This window comes from Nocardiopsis sp. NPDC007018 (assembly GCF_040635075.1).
Classification (GTDB): Bacteria; Actinomycetota; Actinomycetes; order Streptosporangiales; family Streptosporangiaceae; genus Nocardiopsis.
This window is the reverse complement of sequence record NZ_JBEYHA010000045.1, coordinates 1-18,606: the sequence shown is the minus strand read 5'-3', so window position 1 is coordinate 18,606 and position 18,606 is coordinate 1. Positions and strand designations below refer to the sequence as shown.

Below are 18,606 nucleotides of genomic sequence, written 5' to 3'. Positions count from 1 at the left end.
ACGAGGGAAAGGGCGCGGTGTGACCCACGCCGAAGGCGAGCACACTGAGACACTCATCGGTGACGCGGAGATCATCGAACGGGTGAAGGCCGGCGACAACGCCGCCTACGGCACCCTCTACGAACGCCACGCGGGAGCCGCCCGGGGCCTGGCCCGCCAGCTCCTACGGGGTGAGGCCGAGGTCGAGGACGCGGTGGCCGAGGCGTTCACGAAGGTGCTCAGCGTCATCCAGCGCGGCGGCGGACCCAGCGACGCCTTCCGCCCGTACCTGCTCACGGCGGTCCGCAACGCCGCCTACGACCGGGGGCGGGGGGACCGACGCCAGGTCGTCACCGACGACATGGAGACCTACGACTCCGGCGAACCCTTCGTCGACCCGGCGCTGGAGGGCCTCGAACGCTCGCTGATCGCCCGCGCCTTCCTGTCCCTGCCCGAACGCTGGCAGTCGGTGCTGTGGCACACGGAGATCGAGGGGGTCAAACCCGCCGAGGCCGCCACCATCCTCGGGATGAACGCCAACGGTGTGGCCGCGTTGGCCTACCGCGCCCGGGAGGGTCTGCGCCAGGCCTACCTCCAGATGCACCTGGCGGGCGGGGGCGCCGCCGAGGCCTGCCGGCCCACGCTCGGCCTGCTCGGCGCGTACGTGCGCGGCGGCCTGTCCAAGCGCGACACCACCAAGGTCGACCGGCACATGGACGACTGCGGGGACTGCCGCGAGGTGTACGCGGAGCTCATGGACGTCAACGTCGGCCTGCGCGGGATCGTGCTGCCGCTGGTGGTGGGTTTCGGGGCCACGGGCTACCTCACCGTGACACCGGGCGGCGCCGCGACCGGGGCCTGGTGGAACCGGATGTCCCGGCGCCAGCAGCAGGTCTCCGCCGGGGCCGCCGCTGCCGCGGGCGTGGCCGTCGCGGTCGCGCTCGCCCTGGTGGGCGGAGAGGGCGTGCCGCCCTCCGACCCCCCGCCGGTGGCCGCTCCCCAGGAGGACGCCCCGGCCGCCGGGAACCCGGCGGCGCCCGCCGACCCGCCCGCCCAGGGCCCGGCCGACCCCGCCGACCCGGCCCCGGCGGCGCCCGCGCCCGATCCGGAACCCGCGCCCTCGGTGCCCGCCGACGTCCCCGCCGCCTCGGTGCCGGAGCCCGCCCCCGAGCCGGAGGAGCCGCCGGCGCCGGACACCCCCGACGCCCCGCCCGCCCCGGAGGAGCCGGACGCGCCCGAGGCGCCGCAGGACCCCGGCCCCGTGTTCGCGGCGGGCATCGACCCGGTCGGCTCGCTGGTCCCGGGCAGTGACGGGATCATGGTCCTCGACGTGCTCAACACCGGCACGGCCACCGCCGGTGACGTACTGGCCGCGATCACCCTGCCCCCGGGGGTGGAGATGGTCTCCTCGGGCGGGGCCGGGAACGCGGTTCCCCTGGCGGTCGGTCACGGCGACTGGGGCTGCGCGGCGGGCAGCGGCGGCGGCGAGTGCGTACGCACCGGTATGGCGGAGGGGGAGAACAGCACCCAGTTCCTCGACGTCCGGGTGGCGTCCGACGCCGACGTGCACGTGCCCGCCAGCGTGGTGATCTCCTCGGGTGAGGCCAGATTCGAGGCGGTCGGGGAGCGCGGGGTGACGCCGGACGGCATCGCCGCCCGCTACGCGACCGCCGGGCAGGTACGCACGGAGACCGTCGGCAACGCCCTGTTGACCTGCACCGAACCCGAACCGCCGAAGGGCGGGTGGCCCTGGCCGTGGTGGGGGTGGCCCGGCGGCGGCCAGGTGGCCCCTCCGGACGGGCGCACCACCGCCCGGGACGGCCGGGTGGACCCCCCGCCGGACGCGGACCTGCGTCCGGCCCCGGCGGACGCCGACGAGCCCGCCGCGCCGGGTTCCGGTGGGGGCGGGCTCGGCGACCTGCTCGGTGACGCCCCGGGAGGCTCCTCACCCGAGCCGGAGGAGGAGGAATCGGGCGCCCCCGAGGGCGATGGGGGCGGCGAGGGGGCCGAGGGCGGTCACGGCGGCGGGCCGGAACCCGAGGTGCCCTCCGACCCCCCCGGTTCCCCGGAACCCACCGACCCCGGATACACCGACGAGGACGAAGAGCACGCGGAGCAGGCCCCGGGGGCCTGCGCCGACGCCCGCCAGCGGATCGGCGACCGGCTCGACAACGACAACTGGGTGATGGCCCCGCTCGACCGCGACCTGGACCCCACCACCACCTCGTCCAGCTCGGCGGTCTGGGAGCTCCCCGAGGGCGGCGCGGTTCGCTGGGCCGGGCTGTACTTCTCGGCGGCGGGGGAGCCGGCGTCGCCCACCGCGCGGGTCAAGGGCCCCGGTATGGCCGCCTACACCACCGTCACCGCCACCGACACCCGCGTCGCCGACCTGCCCGGCTACCGCGCCTACCAGGCGTTCGCCGACGTCACCGCCCTGGTGCGCTCCGCTGGCGGCGGCGAGTGGTGGGTCGCCGACGTCCCGGCCAGCGAGGGCAGGGGCGTGCACGCCGGTTGGAGCCTCGTGGTGGTCCTGGAGGACCCGTCGGTGGAGGGCTACCACCAGGCGATGGTGCTCGACGAGACCACCGCGGTCTTCCAGGACGACACGGGGGCGCGTTTCCCGGTGTCCGGCCTGTTGCCGGAGTCGGTCCCGGCCCGGTTCGACGTGGTGGCCTGGGAGGGGGACGCCGACCTCGGCGGAGACCGGGTGATGGTGGGCGGAACCCCGCTCGCGCCGACCGGTGGGCACGGGAGCGCCGACAACGTCTTCGTGGGTTCCGCTCGCGGGGCGGTGGGCGATCCGATGGCGTTCGGGACCGACGTCGCCCGATTCGACGCGGTTCTCGGGCGCGAAACGGATATCCGAATCCCGTCCGGCCAGGACGCGGTGGTGGTCGGGGTCGTCGCTCTCACGGCTCCCATGCGCACCTGAGCCCGGTGGTCGGGATGCCCCTTCCGTGGCCCTTCCGGGCCTGGTGGGGCATCCGGGGGGACGCGTGCGACCCCGAATCCCCTCCTGTGGGTAGTCGCCGAGTCACTTTCGGTGTCCGTCGATGGCACGCAAAACGAGACAGACTTGGCTAGGCTGTGCCCCGGTCATGGATATGGCCCCAGAGATCGACAGGGAAGGGGGCGGTGTCACGTGGACCGCTGCGCGTTGTTCGTCGACGCGGGATACCTTCTCGCCGACGGTGCGATGGCCGTGCACGGAACCCGTAACCGGGACTCCGTCGCCTGGGACTACTCCGGTCTCGTCCAGTTCCTCAACGAGGTCGCCCGGGACCGCACGGGGCTGCCGCTCCTGCGCTGCTACTGGTACGAGGCGATCGCCGACGACCGGCGGGCCCAGGAACAGGACGGCATCGCCGACATCCCCGGCATCAAGTTCAGGGCCGCCCGGATACGCCCGGGCCGCCGCGAGGGCGTGGAGAGCTACGTCCAGCGCGACCTCACCACCCTGGCCCGCACCGGGGTCCTGTCCGACGCGGTCCTGGTCAGCGGCGACGAGGACATGGCGCCCGTGGTCGCCGACGTACAGGACATGGGCGTGCGCGTCACCGTCGTGCACATCTCGGTCGAGGGCAACTGGACCATCTCCCGCGCCCTGCGCCGGGAGAGCGACGACCTCATCGAGATCGGCGCCGGTCACCTGCGCCCGCACGTCAACCTCCTCTCCGGCGGCGGCTCCACACAGGAGACCGCGGCCAAGACCACCACCCCCTTCGCCAACGGCCGCGGCCGCTCCGCCAACGAGCCCCCGCGCGCACCCGAGGCCCCCCAGCCCCGCCAGCCCGCGACGGCCCCGTCCGGCGGCAACGGCCGGCCCGAGTCGGTCACCGCCTCCACCGGCGGCCTGGAGGCGATGTTCGCGGGCACCGGCGGACAGCCCGTGCCCCAGGGCAGCGCCATGGAGCAGTTGCGCGCGATGCGCCGCTCGATAGCGCAGCAGCGCGGCGTCGACCACCTGGCCGGGCCCGGAACGGAGGGCTCCCCGGGCGGGGGCATCGACGCGAACGGTTTCCCGTCCGGCGGTCAGGCACCGCCCGGTGTGAACGGCGACGGTTCCTACCCCGGCGCCTCCGGGGCGCATCCCGCCCCGAACCCCGCCGCGGCGCAGAACGGCCACGGGCCCAACGGCCAGGGCGGCTACCCGCCCTCCGGCACCGGCGGGCACCCTTCCATGCGCGGAGCCGACCCGGGCGCCTTCGGCCTCCCCGGCAGACCGGGTCAGGCGCCGCCGCAGGGTCACACACTGACCGGAGCCCAGCCCGCCTTCACCAACGGAACCGGGCCCCAGCCGTCCTTCAACGGCACGGGCCCGCAACGGTCCTTCGACGCGGGGACCGGGCCCCAGGCCTCCTTCGCCGACCTCCAGCAGGGGCCACCGCAGAGAAACGCGGCCCCGCCCGGCCCGGACCCGCGGTTCGGTCCCGGTGAGGAACCAGGCTTCGGAGGTGGGGCGGACGCAAACCCTACCTATGGGACCAGTACGGCAACTGACACCGCGCGCCGCGGTGGCGCCGCCCCCGGATTCGGGGAACGGCGGCCTACTGGTCCCGAGTACGACAGCCGGTTCGGCACGTCTGGATACCAGGAATCCATCCCCAGTCCTGGATATGCCCAGCAGACGGGCCCCGGCACGCATACCGTTGATGACGCGGTGCATGTCGCGCACAAGGAAGGAAACGACTTCGCGGAGTCGATCGCACGTGAGGCGCCCGCCCTGTGGGTGGAGGCCGTCCTGGCCCGAAGGCCCAGGATGCCCTCCGACCTGGAGGCCAGACTTCTCCAGGGGTCCTCACTCCCGATCGACCACCTGCTGCGTGACGAGGTCCGTGACGGACTGCGCCAGGGGTTCTGGCAGGCGCTGGAGCGTGCCAGGCCCTGACCGGCACGCGCGAGTGCGAGTAGGGGATGGGGGCGATGCGGTTGACCCAGGTGACGACGGCAGAACTCGACCGGCTGGAATTCCACGCCGTCCGGTCGGGTGAGCACGGCCGGATCGCCGCCCAGCTGCTGGACCTGGCCAACCGGGTCGACGCGGGCAGTGAGGTGACCCGGGCGGAGCTGTTCGTGCGCGCGGGTGAGCAGTGGGAGATCGCCCAGGAGTTCGAGCGGGCCTGCGCCGCCTACCAGCGGGCCATGGACGACGGCGGTCCCACCGTGGTCGACGCGCACGCCCTGAGCGCCGGGGCGCTGCTCCAGCTGGACGAGCGCGAGCTCGCCTACGAACACCTCAAGCGTCTGGAGAGCGGTCACCATCCCGGGCTCCAGACCCACATCCACGTCGCCGAGGTCCTCTACGCCCACGACGACCTGGAGGGCGCGGAGCGCTGGGCCACCGCGGGCGCGCGCTGGTTCGCGCACAGGACGCTGTCGTCCTACACCCGTGACCTGTTCGAGGAGCTCCTGCGCATCCGGTTCCGCATCCGGACCGACCTGGGCCTGCCCGAGGACGATCTGGACCGCCTCCTGGACGCGTGACCCGCACGGTGCGCGCCGCGCGGGTCGGGACGCCGCCCCGCACGGGGAAGGGGCGTGCCGCGGCGGGCGACACCCCCGGGAAGTGAGCTTTCTGACGCGCCCCCGTTCCCGCCCCGCCCGGGGTCGTGATCGTCCGCCTCCGGACGCGCGGGGTCCGATTCCCGTATCCGGGCCGACCGGGTACGCCAGGTTCGGTCGTCGACCCCCGGCCTTACGACCCCGTTCCCGCGCGTCGGCAGGGCCCTGTGGCCGATCTCCGGCGGGTGTGCGGACACGTCCGCCCCGCCGACGTCCTAGGCTGGGTCCGACCCCCCACGAAGGCCCGCGAGCCCGGCCGGAGACGCCCTGTCACAGGGCGCCCGTGAGGCACTCATACCACGCTCCAGGCGTGTGTTCGACATCCGTCGATGAATCCGAGAAATCCGCGACACGCCATCATCTTGCGGTGTTCCAAGGTGGCACCCCCTAGATGTAGTATCGGGTCCCGTTGGTGGTTCACCGGGGTTCCCACCCTGGTGAAGCAGACGGGAACGACGACCGCCCGCGCCACGAGGCCCGATCGGCCACGGGAAGCGGAGATCGCGTAGGTCACCCACGGGTTCCAGGACCCGACATCAACAACGCAGACGAGGGGGCTTCGAGGGGAGTCGCCGCGACCCTCCGGTCGTGGGCCCACCCGCATCCAGTGCGATGGGACCGCCGGTGCGAGCCGCGCGTCTGCTACTCGTGAACCCCGTTCCCCGCCGGGACTCTTCTTTACCGAGGTTGGAGCCGCTGTATGACCCTTGACGTCGAGGCCGTGCCCGCATCCGTTCGGCCCGCGCCGACCCACGGCGGCGGCGCCCCCGCCGCCATCGACCGGATCGAGCACGTCGTAACCGAGGCCTGTGCGCGGCTCACCGGTGTTTCGGCGGCCAAGGTCCTCACCGAGGCCCGTCGGGGCTTCTACCCCGGGATCGCCGACTCCGAGGTCGAGCTGGCCCTGGTCATGGCCGCCCGCAGCTACGTGGAGGTCGACCCGAACTACTCCTACGTGGCCGCCCGCCTGCTGCTCGACAAGCTCCGCACCGAGGCCCTGAGCTTCGTCAGCGGCGCCCCCGAGACCGCCGGCCAGTCCGACATGGAGGACCGCTACGCCACCTACCTGTCCGCCTACGTCGGTCGCGGCATCGACCTCGGACAGCTGGACCCGGCGCTGGCGCAGTTCGACCTGGAGCGCCTGGGCAAGGCCCTGCACGCCGACCGTGACGAGCAGTTCACCTTCCTCGGCCTCCAGACCCTGTACGACCGCTACTTCCTGCACAGCGACGAGGTCCGCTACGAGCTCCCGCAGGCGTTCTTCATGCGCGTCGCGATGGGCCTGGCGCTCAACGAGGACGACCGCGAGGCCCGTGCCATCGAGTTCTACGAGCTGCTGAGCTCGTTCGACTTCATGGCCTCCACGCCCACCCTGTTCAACTCGGGCACGGTCCGCGCACAGCTGTCGTCCTGCTTCCTCACCACGGTCGGCGACGACCTCCAGGACATCTTCCACGGCATCAGCAACAACGCCATGCTGTCCAAGTACTCGGGCGGCCTCGGCAACGACTGGACCCCGGTCCGCGGCCTGGGCTCGCACATCAAGGGCACCAACGGCAAGAGCCAGGGCGTCGTCCCGTTCCTGAAGATCGCCAACGACACGGCGGTCGCGGTCAACCAGGGCGGCAAGCGCAAGGGCGCGGTCTGCGCGTACCTGGAGACCTGGCACATCGACATCGAGGAGTTCCTCGACCTCCGCAAGAACACCGGTGACGAGCGCCGCCGCACCCACGACATGAACACCGCGAACTGGGTTCCGGACCTGTTCATGCAGCGTGTGGAGGAGCAGGGCACCTGGACCCTGTTCTCGCCGGACGAGGTCCCCGACCTGCACGACAAGTACGGCAAGGACTTCGCCGAGGCCTACGAGCAGTACGAGGCCGCCGCCGAGGCCGGGCGTATCAAGGTCTTCAAGAAGATGCCCGCCGTGGACCTGTGGCGCCGCATGCTCACCATGCTGTTCGAGACCGGCCACCCGTGGATCACCTTCAAGGACCCGTCGAACCTGCGCTCGCCGCAGCAGCACACCGGCGTGGTGCACTCCTCCAACCTGTGCACCGAGATCACGCTGAACACCAGCAAGGACGAGGTCGCGGTCTGCAACCTCGGCTCGGTGAACCTGGCCCAGCACGTCGGCCCGAACGGCGTCGACGTCGAGCGCCTGCGCCGCACCGTCCGCACCGCCGTGCGCATGCTCGACAACGTCATCGACGTGAACTTCTACACGATCCCCGAGGCGCGCCGCGCGAACATGCGCCACCGCCCGGTCGGCCTGGGCCTCATGGGCTTCCAGGACGCGCTCTTCAAGATCCGCACGCCGTTCGCCTCCGAGGGCGCGGTGACCTTCGCGGACGAGAGCATGGAGCTGATCAGCTACTACGCCATCGAGGCGTCCATGGAGCTGGCCAAGGAGCGCGGTTCCTACGAGAGCTTCGAGGGCTCGCTGTGGAGCCGGGGCGTCCTGCCCATCGACTCCCTGCGCCTGCTGGCCGACTCCCGTGGCGGCGACCTCGACATGGACCGCGGCGAGACCCTGGACTGGGACTCCCTGCGCGAGCGGGTCCGGACCACCGGTATGCGCAACTCCAACGTGATGGCGATCGCGCCCACCGCGACCATCGCCAACATCACCGGCGTCAGCCAGTCGATCGAGCCGGTCTACCGGAACCTGTTCGTCAAGTCGAACATGTCCGGCGACTTCACCGTCGTCAACGACTACCTGGTCCGCGACCTCAAGGAGCGGGGCCTGTGGGACGAGGAGATGGTGTCCGCCCTGAAGATGCACGACGGCAGCCTGGGCGCCATCGACCGCGTGCCCGACGACCTCAAGGCCCTGTACGCCACGGCCTTCGAGGTCGACCCCAACTGGCTCGTGGACGCCGGTTCGCGCCGCCAGAAGTGGATCGACCAGGCCCAGTCGCTCAACCTGTACATGGGCGCGCCCAGCGGTAGGAAGCTGGACGCCCTGTACCGCCGCGCCTGGCGCTCCGGTCTCAAGACCACCTACTACCTGCGTTCGCAGAGCGCCACCCACGTGGAGAAGAGCACGCTCAAGGGCACGGACGGCCGACTGAACGCGGTCGCCTCCACCCCCGCCGCTCCCGTGGCCGCCCCGTCGCCCGCTCCCGTCGCGAGCCCGGTACCCAGCCCGGCCCCGGTGACCGAGCCGGTGGCGCCCGAGCCCGAGGACGAGTTCGAGATCGTCGACGGCCAGGCGTGCAGCATCGAGGACCCCGAGTGCGAGGCCTGCCAGTAACGAGGGGCCCCGGGGCGCCCGCCGCACCGGCGGGCGCCCCCGCTCCCTCGCGCCCCCTCCTCTCCCCGAAGACGACCCCGGCCCGACCGGAGAACGGAAAAGTTCGAGCATGACCGCGGTTTCCGAGAACAGCGCAGCGGCCACCAGCGGCCTCGGCGAGATCGAGCGCGACGCCGAGCGCGTCAACGTCGACGACAAGTCGATGATCAACGCCCGTGCCGACGTCAACCAGCTGCTGCCCCTCAAGTACACGTGGGCGTGGGAGAAGTACCTGTCCGGGTGCAACAACCACTGGATGCCCACCGAGGTGGCGATGCAGGCCGACATCGCGCTGTGGAAGTCCAAGGACGGGCTCACCGAGGACGAGCGCCTCATGCTCAAGCGCAACCTCGGCTTCTTCGCCACCGCGGAGTCCCTGGTCGCCAACAACATCGTCCTGGCCGTGTACCGCCAGCTCACCAACCCGGAGTGCCGCCAGTACCTGCTGCGCCAGGCCTTCGAGGAGGCGGTGCACACGCACACCTTCCAGTACATCTGCGAGAGCCTCGGCCTGGACGAGGGCGAGCTCTTCAACATGTACCGCGAGGTCCCCTCGATCACCGCCAAGGACGCCTGGGCGCTCAAGTACACGCAGAACCTGGAGAACCCGGAGTTCCGCACCGGCACGCCCGAGGCCGACCAGGCCTTCCTGCGTGACCTGGTCGCGTTCTACGTGATCTTCGAGGGCATGTGGTTCTACACCGGCTTCGCGCAGATCCTGTCGCTGGGCCGCCGCAACAAGATGGTCGGCATCGCCGAGCAGTACCAGTACATCCTGCGCGACGAGTCGATCCACCTGAACTTCGGCATCGACGTGATCAACCAGATCAAGATCGAGAACCCGCACCTGTGGACCGAGGAGTTCCAGGCCGAGGTGCGGCAGATGCTCACCGACGCCTGCGAGCTGGAGGTCGCCTATGGCCGCGAGACCATGCCGCGCGGCGTGCTGGGCCTCAACGCCGAGCTGTGCGAGAAGTACATGCACTTCATCACCGACCGCCGCGCCGAGCAGATCGGCCTCGCCCCCATCTTCGGCGAGACCGAGAACCCGTTCCCGTGGATGTCGGAGATGATGGACCTCCAGAAGGAGAAGAACTTCTTCGAGACCCGAGTGATCGAGTACCAGACGGGTGGCGGCCTGGACTGGGACTAGGTCCTTACCCGGGAGGACACGCAGTCCCTCCCTCCCGACGGCCCGGGGCGGGCGCGCGCCCCGGGCCGTTCGCGTGCCCGGGGCGCCACGGCTGCCGCCCGGGCGGGGAGCAGCGCCCGACCGCTTCCGGTCAGACGCTGACCGGAGGGGGCCAGAACCGCAACCACGTCGTTCCCAGCGCGTCGAAACCCCATGCGACCAGGAGGTTCCTGGCGCGGAAGGGACAGGCATGGAACAGCACTTCGGGGACGGGCGCCACGACGAGCTGCGGGCGCGGGTCCGCGAGTTCGCGCTGAGGGAGGTCGGGCCCCGGGTCGCGGCGATGGAGCGCGACCGTCGCGTGAACCACGAGCTCTCGCGGCTGATCGCCGAGCAGGGGTGGATCGGGATCACCGTCGACCCGGCCTACGGCGGGATGGGGCTCGGGCACCTGGCCAAGACGATCGTCATCGAGGAGATCGCCCGGGTCAGCGGCGCGATGGGCGCCATGGTCCAGGCCTCCCAGCTGGGGGTCGCCAAGATCGTGCACTTCGGCGACGAGGCGCAGCGCGTCACGTGGTTACCGGAGGTCGCCGCGGGGCGCTGCCTGCCCACCATCGCGGTCACCGAGTACGGCTCGGGCGGTCACGTCCTGGGGATGACCGCCAGCGCGGTGCGCGACGGCGACGACTACGTCCTGAACGGGCAGAAAGTGTTCGTGGGCAACAGCCACGTCGGTGACCTGCACGGTGTGGTGGTCCGCACGGGACCCGGTTCGCGGGGGCTCTCCGCCTTCCTGGTGGAGTCCGACCGCCCGGGGTTCTCGCTCGGAGACCACCAGGGCACCATGGGCCTCCACGGTTTCAGCTTCGGCGAACTGGTCTTCGAGGACTGCCGCGTGCCCGCGGCGAACCTGCTGGGCGCGGAGGGGGACGGGCTGTCGGTGGCCTACTCGTCGAGCGTGCTGTACGGGCGGGCCAACCTGGCGGCGGTGGCCCTGGGCATCCACCGGGCCCTGGTCGAGGAGACCTGCGCCTACGCCTCGGAGGTCTTCCGATACGGGAAGCCGCTGGCGGAGGTGCCGTCGGTCAAGCTCAGGCTCGGGCAGATGCAGTCCCGGCTGATGGTGGCGGCGCTGTCGCTCTACCACGCGGTCTCCCTGCTGGACCGGGGGCGGCCCTGCGACAACGAGCTGATCAACGCCAAGCTCGTGAACGTGGAGTACGTCCTGGACACGGCGCGTAACGCCATGGAGGTGCACGCGGCTCAGGGGCTCTACACCCACCGGCCGATCGAGCGCTACCTGCGGGACGCCCACCACGTCTTCGCGCCCGCCGGGACCTCGGACGTGCAGCTCCTGCGGCTGGGGGAGGCGGCCCTGGGGACGGACCGGGGGCAGTGGTCCGCCCGTCTCTCCGATCGGTTGGTCGCCGGGGTCGGCTGACCTGGTCCGGGGGTGCGCGTGGCGGCCGGGGCCGGACGCTACGCGCCGGACCCGCCGTGCTCCCAGGTCATCTTCACCTTGAAGGAGGACTCGGCGGCGCCCCTGACGACGAACACGTCCGCCTCGGTGCTCACGCTGACCCCGAACTCGATCTCGGTCTTGGTGGGCCCGAACTCCCGCGGGTCGAAGGACCCCAGTTCCCGGGAGACGGCGGCGGCGACCTGCCGGACGCGGGAGACGACCGCGTCGAGCCGGCGGTCTCCGGTGACGGTCCCGCCACGGGAGACCGGCTGGGCGCCCGGGCGCCGCACGGGAACGGCCTCGATGCTGATCACGGCGTCGTCGTCGGTGCGAAAATCAATCACATTGCTCACTGTGACCCCAGTCTTCGATCATTCCTGATACCGATTAATGCGGTGTTGTGGACCAAAGGTTAAAATGTTGGAGGATGTCCCTGATTCGACTACACAACGGTGCCGTGCGTGGTGAAGAGATGGTGGGCCCTGACAGTTATGACCGGGCGAGGAACGGCCAGTTCTACCTGGCGGGACGGACGTGACGGCACCGGGTGGCGCAAGTCGTCCTGGTCGGAGCCCAACAATGGTTGTTGCGAGGCCTCCCTGAGGGAACGGGGGCGGGTGCTCCTGCGTGACTCGCAAAACCCCGGCCGGGGCTTCCTCCGGTTCGGCCCCGAGGAGTGGCTGTCCCTGGTGGCGAGGGTGCGCTGACCACAGCCGGGGGACCGCCCCCGTGTTCCGGGGTGGTCAGCGTGCGACCGGGGAGACCTCGCAGTCGTGCCGTTCGAAGGCGTTCATGCTGGTGACGAACGTGTGATCGGGGCCGAACCGGACCGCGTACCCGTTCCGCAGCTCCGTCCAGGACTCCTCCACGTCCTCGCCCAGAGCCTGTCGGCTGATCAGCAGGTTGCGTCGGATCACCCACCGGGAGGGGTGGTCCTCGGGCAGTACCTCCTGGCAGAGCCGCTCGCTGGCCTGGTCCTGGGCCAGCGCCTCCTTCAGCCGCCCGAGGGCGAACAGGTCGTTGCCGAGGTTGATCTCCACCGGGGCGAAGAGCATGGGGTTGTCCCCGTGCGTCTCCCGCAGTTTGCGCAGGGCCAGCCGGTCGAGTTCGAGGGCCTCGGCGTGGTGGCCGGACAGCCGGAACACCAGGGCGGCGTTGGCCCGGGCCACCCACGGGAAGACGTGCCGCTCCGCGTACGTGGTCTCCACCGAGTCCAACAGGGCACGGGCGGTCCGCTCGGCCTCGGCCAGCTCGCCCCCGAAGGCCAGGTTCACCATGTGCACGTTCTGGAAGTACAGCATTGAGCGGGCCGTACCCGGGTACCAGCGGGCCTGCGCCTCCCCGGCCCCTTCGGACAACTCCAGCGCCCGTTCGTGCTCGCCCCGCCTCCGGTGGATCAGGGAAAGGGACAGCGGGATCTCCATGGAGTGCACACTGCCGTCCGCCTCGGTGGCCTCGAACCTGCGCTGGGCGTCCTCCAGGGTGGCCCTGGCCTGGTCGAGGCGGCCCAGCTCCAGCTGGCTGACCCCGACGGACAGGCGGCTGCGCAGGGTGGGGATGCCGTTGGGTCCGAAGACGTAGGTGCGCTGTTCGAGGTTGCGCTCGTCGATCTCCAGCGCCTCCCGGAACCGACCGGCGATCCGCAGGGAGTAGGCGAGGTCGTGGGCCGAGGACAGAGTGCTCTCGTCCTCCTCACCGTTCCGGCTCACCCTGATCCGGTGGATCTCCTCGTACATCCGCCGGGCCTCCTCGAAGTGGCCCAGGTTGGTCAGGGCGACCGCACTGGCACGGTGGGCGTCCAGCGCCTCCTCGCTCTCGGACCCCTCCAGCTCCACCTGCTCGGCGTGCATCGCCCTCGCCTCGGCCAGGGCGGTCTCGTTGTCGCCGCGGCTGCTGAGGATGCGGTTGCGCATCAGCTGGATCTGGAACCGCTGGGCCGGGTCGTCGTACCAGGCCCCGATGGCGTGGTCGGCCAGCTCCAGGGCGGCGATCGGGTGCCGGGTCTCGATGAGGTAGAGGATGACGTTGCGGACCAGTCCGCGCACCTGCGGGTCGTGGCTGCGCCAGGCCTCGGAGGCCCGGACGTGCGTGAACAGCAGCTGGTACTCGTCCCAGTTCTGCGGCCGGTCGGGGGCCAGCGGGTCGCTCTGGGCCAGCAGCCGGTGGGTGAGGTCCTGGTGCCGCACCCGCTCCTCGGTGCTCAGGGTGCTGCGGACCACGGCCTGGAAGGTGCCGTGCAGCTGGAAGGTGTGCTTGGTGCGGTCGAACTCGGCGAGGCTGTGCCTGCTCACGTACCTCAGCACCCGGGACAGGTACATCTCGTTGCCGAGGAGCCGGGACAGCGCGGGGTCGGTGCTCAGGCCCCGGGCCCGGTGGAACAGTGTGCGCGGCAGGGGGCGCGGGGCGAAGAAGGAGCACAGCTGGATGAACTCCCGCACCATCCGTTTGAGCTCGCGTTCGGGTTCGTTGCTGCGCCGCAGGTCGTCCAGTTGCACGTTCCAGGCGGCGGCGAGCGGGACGGGGTAGGTACCCTCCGGCTCCACGTGGTCGAGCAGGTCGGCGAACTTCTCCTGGAGGAGTTGGAGGAAGTCCTCCGCGCTCATCAGCGAGTCGCGCAGGTAGGCGCCCATCTGGGCCAGGCCCAGAGGGAGGTACTCCAGCTTCTCGGCGATGTCCAGGGCGGTGGTGTCGTCCTCCAGGCCCTGGGCGCAGACCTTGCGCAGCAGCGCCACGCTCTCCTCGGGGGTGAGCTTGGGGACGACGATCCCGTTGCTGCGTCCGCTGGAGAGCCACGTCTGGTCGCGGGAGGTGACCAGCACGCTGCCGGGGCCGTTCAGGGGGATGTTGCGCACCCCCAGCCGGCTCAGGTCGGTGAAGTCGTCGAAGATCAGCAGCCAGCGACCGATCTCCGGGTCGTCCTCCAGAGCTTCCCGGACCCGTTGGGAGGTGACGCTGGGGCCGCCCGCCTCGTCCTGGATGCCCAGGTACCGGCCGAGCGCGGCGTAGGACTGCTGTACGTCCGTGTCGTTGTGGGAGGGGAACCACCAGATGAGGTCGTAGTCGTCCCGGTGCAGGTGCGCGTACTCGGTGGCGATCTGCGTCTTGCCGATGCCGCCGCCACCGCACAGGAGGAAGGTGCCGGGCCCCTCGGCCTCCTCCAGGGACTCGTGGATGCGTCCGAGGACCAGCGCCCGCCCGGTGAAGTGCAGATTGGTGGGCGGGACGCCGCCGAACCTGGCCATCTGCCGTGTGCGCTGGTGCCGTGGCTGACCGCCGGTGCCCCGTCCGATCCGGATGGGCTCGGAACCGTACGGCTCCCTGGCGGTGGAGGGCGTGGACGTCTCGGACACGGCGGCGCTGGGTTCCTCTCGTGGAAGGGGCGGGGGTCGGCGGTGGCGCTTGCGGAGTTTGCGGGGCGGCGGTTCCGTGACGGGGGCCGGGTCGACCGGCCGACCCGTCGGCCCCGGACCCTGCACCGGGCCCGGATCGGGGACGCGTGCGGCCACGGGGTCCGGCGGCGCGTCGCCGAGGGCGAGGCGGAGCTGGTCCGCGAACCTGCGGTACTCGCCGGGCATCTCGGACAGGGCGGGCAGCATCGCGCGCGCGAGTTCCTCCTCGCCCTCCAGGGACTCCGGCGTCACCTGGGAGACCCCGCTCTCGATGCGGGACAGCCACTGGTAGACCCGGGCGTGGTCCTTGAACTCGATGCCCAGGGCGTAGAAGACCGCCCTCATCGCGCTCAGCTCGCCGTCGCGGCTGAGGAGCTCGCTCCGGGCACCCGAACGGAACCGCAGGGCCGCGCTCGCCGGGTCGTTGAGCGGGCCGGGCACGTGGGTCGGGTCCATCAGGTCGCTGCCGAACACCTCGGCGATCTCGGTGATGGCGGCGCGCTCGTCGCGCGGGGCCTGGGGGATGCTCCGCTGGATGATCTCGGCGACGGGCAGGTTCACGGGCGCCTGGGCGAGCCGGACGGCGAGTTCCCGGGCCCCGGCCGAGGAGTGGGTGAGGAACTGGGTCACCGGTTCGGCGTCGGGTCCGCGCACCTGTCGGCGGGGGGCTCCGATGGCCCACACGTCGGCCTCCCAGCCGCCCGCCGGATCACGCAGGGCCCTGGCCCAGGCGGTGATCGCTTCGGGCGAGCACTCCAGGACCGGCGCGGCGCGGACCACTCCTGGGGGCGGTCCGGGGTCGGCGGGGTCCGGGGGCGTGGCGGGCTCCCACGCGTCGGGCGCGTTGGGCGCGTGCCCCGTCCACGACATCGGCTGGGTGGTGATCGGTCCCCGGGCCCAGGACCCGCGGTCGAGCAGGTGCAGGAGCGCGATGGACACCCGTTCGCCCAGCGCGGCCAGCCAGGTGCCCACACGGGGCTGGCGCCAGGCGCGGTCGTGGGCGTCGGTGACGACCAGCGCGCTGGTGACCTCGGGGGGTAGTGGGCAGAGCAGGGGCCAGGGCGCCGCCCGCTCGGCCTGCGGGGGCAGGTAGCGGCCGGGGGCGAAGGGCACCACGGGCAGGTGCGCGGTACGTGCGGCGCGGGAGAGCGCGGTGACGGTCCGGTGGTGGAGGTCCATCAGGGGGGAGACGTCCATCAGGATGGCGGAGGGACCACCGGTCTCGGCGAATTCGAGCAGCGCGTGGTGGTACTTCTGCGTCAGATCATCCTGAGGCATTCGTCTTTTCCGCCCTGTGGCGTCAAGAAGCAGGCTCCGGCGAGAGGCATTCTTCGGCCGAAGGATGCCGGACCATTCCACGCTAGCATATGCGTGCGGAACGGAGTTCGAGATGCGTCCCGAGCTGTGGTCGTTTCCTCCGATTTCGGTGTTATGTCAGGTCTTTCCTGTCGTGAGTCCCCTGCGTGAGTTATTGCTCCGTGTGAAACTTGTTCACGTTGCCGAAGATCCCGATCACCTCTCATGGGTGCGGCCTGGTGAGCACGCTCTGGAGCAGCTCGTCGCCGAAGTCGTCCTGGACGAGGGCCACGCTCCGGCCCTCCGGGTGGGACCACGACCGCTTGCGCAGGTGGTCCGCGAGCGCGGCCACCCGCACCCGTGCGTCGGGCGCCTGTTCGAGGATCTCCTTCACCAGGGCGGCCACCTCGGCCCTGGGGCCGCGCAGGATGGTCGGGATGCCCTGGAGGATGACCGCCTCGTACACGTGTCCGGCGTCCGGGTCGTCGGAGTCCACGACACAGACCGTGTAGTCGTCGTTGGTGAGCACGTTGGCCAGCTCCGACACCTCCTGTTCCCAGGTGCGGAGGAGGTTGTGCGGTCCGATGGTCCCCTGGCGCGCCTGCCGCTGCGAACGGTCCTGCCACTGGCCCGGCATCCAGGTCATGAAGTCGGGGTCCAGGACGCGGTCGCGGATGTGGTAGACGATCTCGTGCAGCGCGCCCAGGTGCGGACGGATCGCGGCGGAGTCGTGCGGCAGCGTGGCCTGGCCCAGGTCCAGGTGGAGGAGGTTCTTGGGGAGCAGGACCCGCAGCCGCAACGGGCGGCCGTTGGCCGGCACCAGGCGGTTCATGGAGACGTCCCTGATGAGCGCGCCGATCTGGTCACAGATCTGTTCCTCACGCACCAGCCGGGTGTCCTGCGGGCGCAGATCGTAACCGCTCCCCACGTGGTAGGCGACGCTATGGGACAGCTGGTAGCCGTCGCTCACCTGTTCGAGCTCGAACAGCACCATCGTCTCGGGCTGGGGCGCGCGCTTCGACGCGTCCGCCCCGGGCGCGCCGTTCCGGTCCGCCAGCCGCTCACCGGTCCGGCCGGTCCGCTGGTCGCGCTGCTCCTTGAGGGCCTCCTCCCAGGTGCTTCCGAGACCGAGACCGTCGGCCTCCTCGCCGATCCACCGCCAGACCACGGGCGGGACGATCCGGCGCGAGCCCCGTAGTTCCCAGAACACGTGGTGGACCCAGGCCAGGTGCAGTGGGGGCTCGCCGCGCGGCGACACGTGGTCCAGCAGCGGGACGAACACGTCCCACGCGTTGGTGAGCGCGCCGTGCCGCTGCCGGGCCCGGCGGAGTTCGAGGGGGCTCAACAGGTGTTCGGGGGGCGCCTGGTCGACGGAGACCGACTCCAGGGTGTCGTGCAGGCTCTCGTAGGTCTGGCGGCCGCACAGGGCCTCGACCGCCAGCCGCTCCAGGGTGACGGGTTCCCCCACCCCGTCACGCGCCCCGACCATCTCCTCCACCGGGAGGAAGAAGCTGATGCCGGAGTCCCGGTGGCCGTCGTCGAGGGTGTGCTGCACGATGCCCACGACCTCGCCCGAGGCGCCGCGCACGGCGCATCCGCTGAACCCGGGGGAGATCTGTGCCGCGTGCGGATGGGGCGTGAGCACCTGGTGGGAGTGGTCGGTGGGCCCGCTCATACCCTCGTAGGACAGCTGGGCCGAGAGCGAGCGCAGGTCCATCGGGTAGCCGACGGTGGTGAGCGGCTGCCCCCGTTCCAGGTCACGGACCCGGCCCAGGGTGGGGAACCCGGTGTCCGGCTGGCCGCGCCCTTTGGGGAACTGGAGCAGTGCGAGGTCGCGGCTGCCCGGCCCGGAGGACCAGAGCTCGGGGCTCACGAAGGCCGTCCAGGGGCGCCCGTCGAAGGAGAGCAGGATGACCGGCTCCTCCGTCCCGGGGTGGTCCGGGGAGTCGGGGTCCGTGCCGAGGACGTCCGAGACGACGTGGGCGCAGGTGACCAGGAGGCCGGGCGACACCAGGACGGCTCCCCCGACCACGGCTCCGTGCCGACCGAGCACCCGTAACTGCCAGAAGGGCTCGTTGGGACGCGGGTCGGGCGGGGGCTGGCGGGGGGTGTCCACAGTCGCGGACCTCTCTAGGTACCGGATCGTCGCGCTACCCCACAACACTTCCCCTGACGGGGCGGGGCAAATCAGGAGGGGGAGAGCGTGACCAGGAGGGGGTGGGGTTCGGTGCGACCTGTGGGAATTTCATCGCTCGATGTTTCTGGAGTTTTTTTGAGGCTCATGTGAAAGCAGATGCGCCGTGAGTTGCGTGTTCCTTTCATCCCACAGACAAACGACGGGTCGATAAGGTGAGGATAGGCCTTTTCCGGGCGAGCGTGGGGAACACGGCCTAAGAGCTCATCTCAAAAGCCCTGCGAGATGCTCCTGAGCCTGGCATGATCACGTCCTGTGAGCGATGTGTTGCCCGATGGGCTCTGGGAGATCGTC

10 protein-coding genes are annotated in these 18,606 nt (G+C 71.1%); 7 read left to right on the top strand and 3 right to left on the bottom strand.

The genetic code is table 11. The features are described from left to right. Nucleotides 1–19 precede the first annotated feature (19 nt). From ABZ635_RS20945 to ABZ635_RS20920, 6 genes are all read left to right on the top strand, one after another. The gene (locus tag ABZ635_RS20945) at nt 20–2,911 is read left to right on the top strand and encodes a sigma-70 family RNA polymerase sigma factor (RefSeq protein WP_357767739.1); all 2,892 of its coding nucleotides are present in this window, start codon (nt 20–22) and stop codon (nt 2,909–2,911) included. 210 nt (nt 2,912–3,121) lie between these two features. After that, a complete protein-coding gene (locus tag ABZ635_RS20940) occupies nt 3,122–4,867 on the top strand; it encodes an NYN domain-containing protein (protein WP_357767736.1) in 1,746 nt (581 codons plus the stop codon). 26 nt (nt 4,868–4,893) lie between these two features. After that, complete coding sequence (locus ABZ635_RS20935) at nt 4,894–5,463, top strand: hypothetical protein (protein ID WP_357767733.1); 570 nt, start codon at nt 4,894–4,896, stop codon at nt 5,461–5,463. Between the two features lie 778 nt (nt 5,464–6,241). Continuing rightward, on the top strand, nt 6,242–8,797 hold the full coding sequence (locus ABZ635_RS20930; protein ID WP_357767730.1) for a ribonucleoside-diphosphate reductase subunit alpha: 2,556 nt from the start codon (nt 6,242–6,244) through the stop codon (nt 8,795–8,797). A 109-nt stretch (nt 8,798–8,906) separates the two neighbouring features. After that, nucleotides 8,907–9,989 (top strand): ribonucleotide-diphosphate reductase subunit beta, encoded by a 1,083-nt coding sequence (locus ABZ635_RS20925; RefSeq protein WP_357767728.1) that lies wholly within the window; start codon nt 8,907–8,909, stop codon nt 9,987–9,989. A 229-nt stretch (nt 9,990–10,218) separates the two neighbouring features. Beyond that, nucleotides 10,219–11,412: an acyl-CoA dehydrogenase family protein gene (locus tag ABZ635_RS20920; protein ID WP_357767725.1), complete on the top strand. Its 1,194-nt coding sequence runs from the start codon at nt 10,219–10,221 to the stop codon at nt 11,410–11,412. Nucleotides 11,413–11,450: 38 nt separating this feature from the next. Here the strand turns inward: ABZ635_RS20920 and ABZ635_RS20915 are convergent, their stop codons facing one another. Further along, nucleotides 11,451–11,777 carry a CU044_2847 family protein gene (locus ABZ635_RS20915; RefSeq protein WP_357767721.1) on the bottom strand — a complete coding sequence of 109 codons (327 nt, stop codon included), beginning with the start codon at nt 11,775–11,777 and terminating at the stop codon, nt 11,451–11,453. Between the two features lie 147 nt (nt 11,778–11,924). On the opposite strand from ABZ635_RS20915, the gene ABZ635_RS20910 reads away from it, so the two are divergent. Next, nucleotides 11,925–12,140 (top strand): DUF397 domain-containing protein, encoded by a 216-nt coding sequence (locus ABZ635_RS20910; RefSeq protein ID WP_357767718.1) that lies wholly within the window; start codon nt 11,925–11,927, stop codon nt 12,138–12,140. Nucleotides 12,141–12,176: 36 nt separating this feature from the next. On the opposite strand, the gene fxsT is transcribed toward ABZ635_RS20910, so the two are convergent. Then, the gene (gene fxsT, locus ABZ635_RS20905) at nt 12,177–16,100 is read right to left on the bottom strand and encodes an FxSxx-COOH system tetratricopeptide repeat protein (RefSeq protein WP_357767715.1); all 3,924 of its coding nucleotides are present in this window, start codon (nt 16,098–16,100) and stop codon (nt 12,177–12,179) included. Nucleotides 16,101–16,341: 241 nt separating this feature from the next. Next, nucleotides 16,342–18,234 (bottom strand): serine protease, encoded by a 1,893-nt coding sequence (locus tag ABZ635_RS20900; RefSeq protein ID WP_357767712.1) that lies wholly within the window; start codon nt 18,232–18,234, stop codon nt 16,342–16,344. Nucleotides 18,235–18,606 lie beyond the last annotated feature (372 nt).

Coding starts and splice junctions, on each gene's coding strand:
- ABZ635_RS20925 (WP_357767728.1), top strand. CDS start 8,907: ATGACCGCGGTTTCCGAGAACAGCGCAGCGGCCACCAGCGGCCTCGGC.
- ABZ635_RS20930 (WP_357767730.1), top strand. CDS start 6,242: ATGACCCTTGACGTCGAGGCCGTGCCCGCATCCGTTCGGCCCGCGCCG.
- ABZ635_RS20910 (WP_357767718.1), top strand. CDS start 11,925: ATGACCGGGCGAGGAACGGCCAGTTCTACCTGGCGGGACGGACGTGAC.
- ABZ635_RS20935 (WP_357767733.1), top strand. CDS start 4,894: ATGGGGGCGATGCGGTTGACCCAGGTGACGACGGCAGAACTCGACCGG.
- ABZ635_RS20920 (WP_357767725.1), top strand. CDS start 10,219: ATGGAACAGCACTTCGGGGACGGGCGCCACGACGAGCTGCGGGCGCGG.
- fxsT (WP_357767715.1), bottom strand. CDS start 16,100: ATGCCTCAGGATGATCTGACGCAGAAGTACCACCACGCGCTGCTCGAA.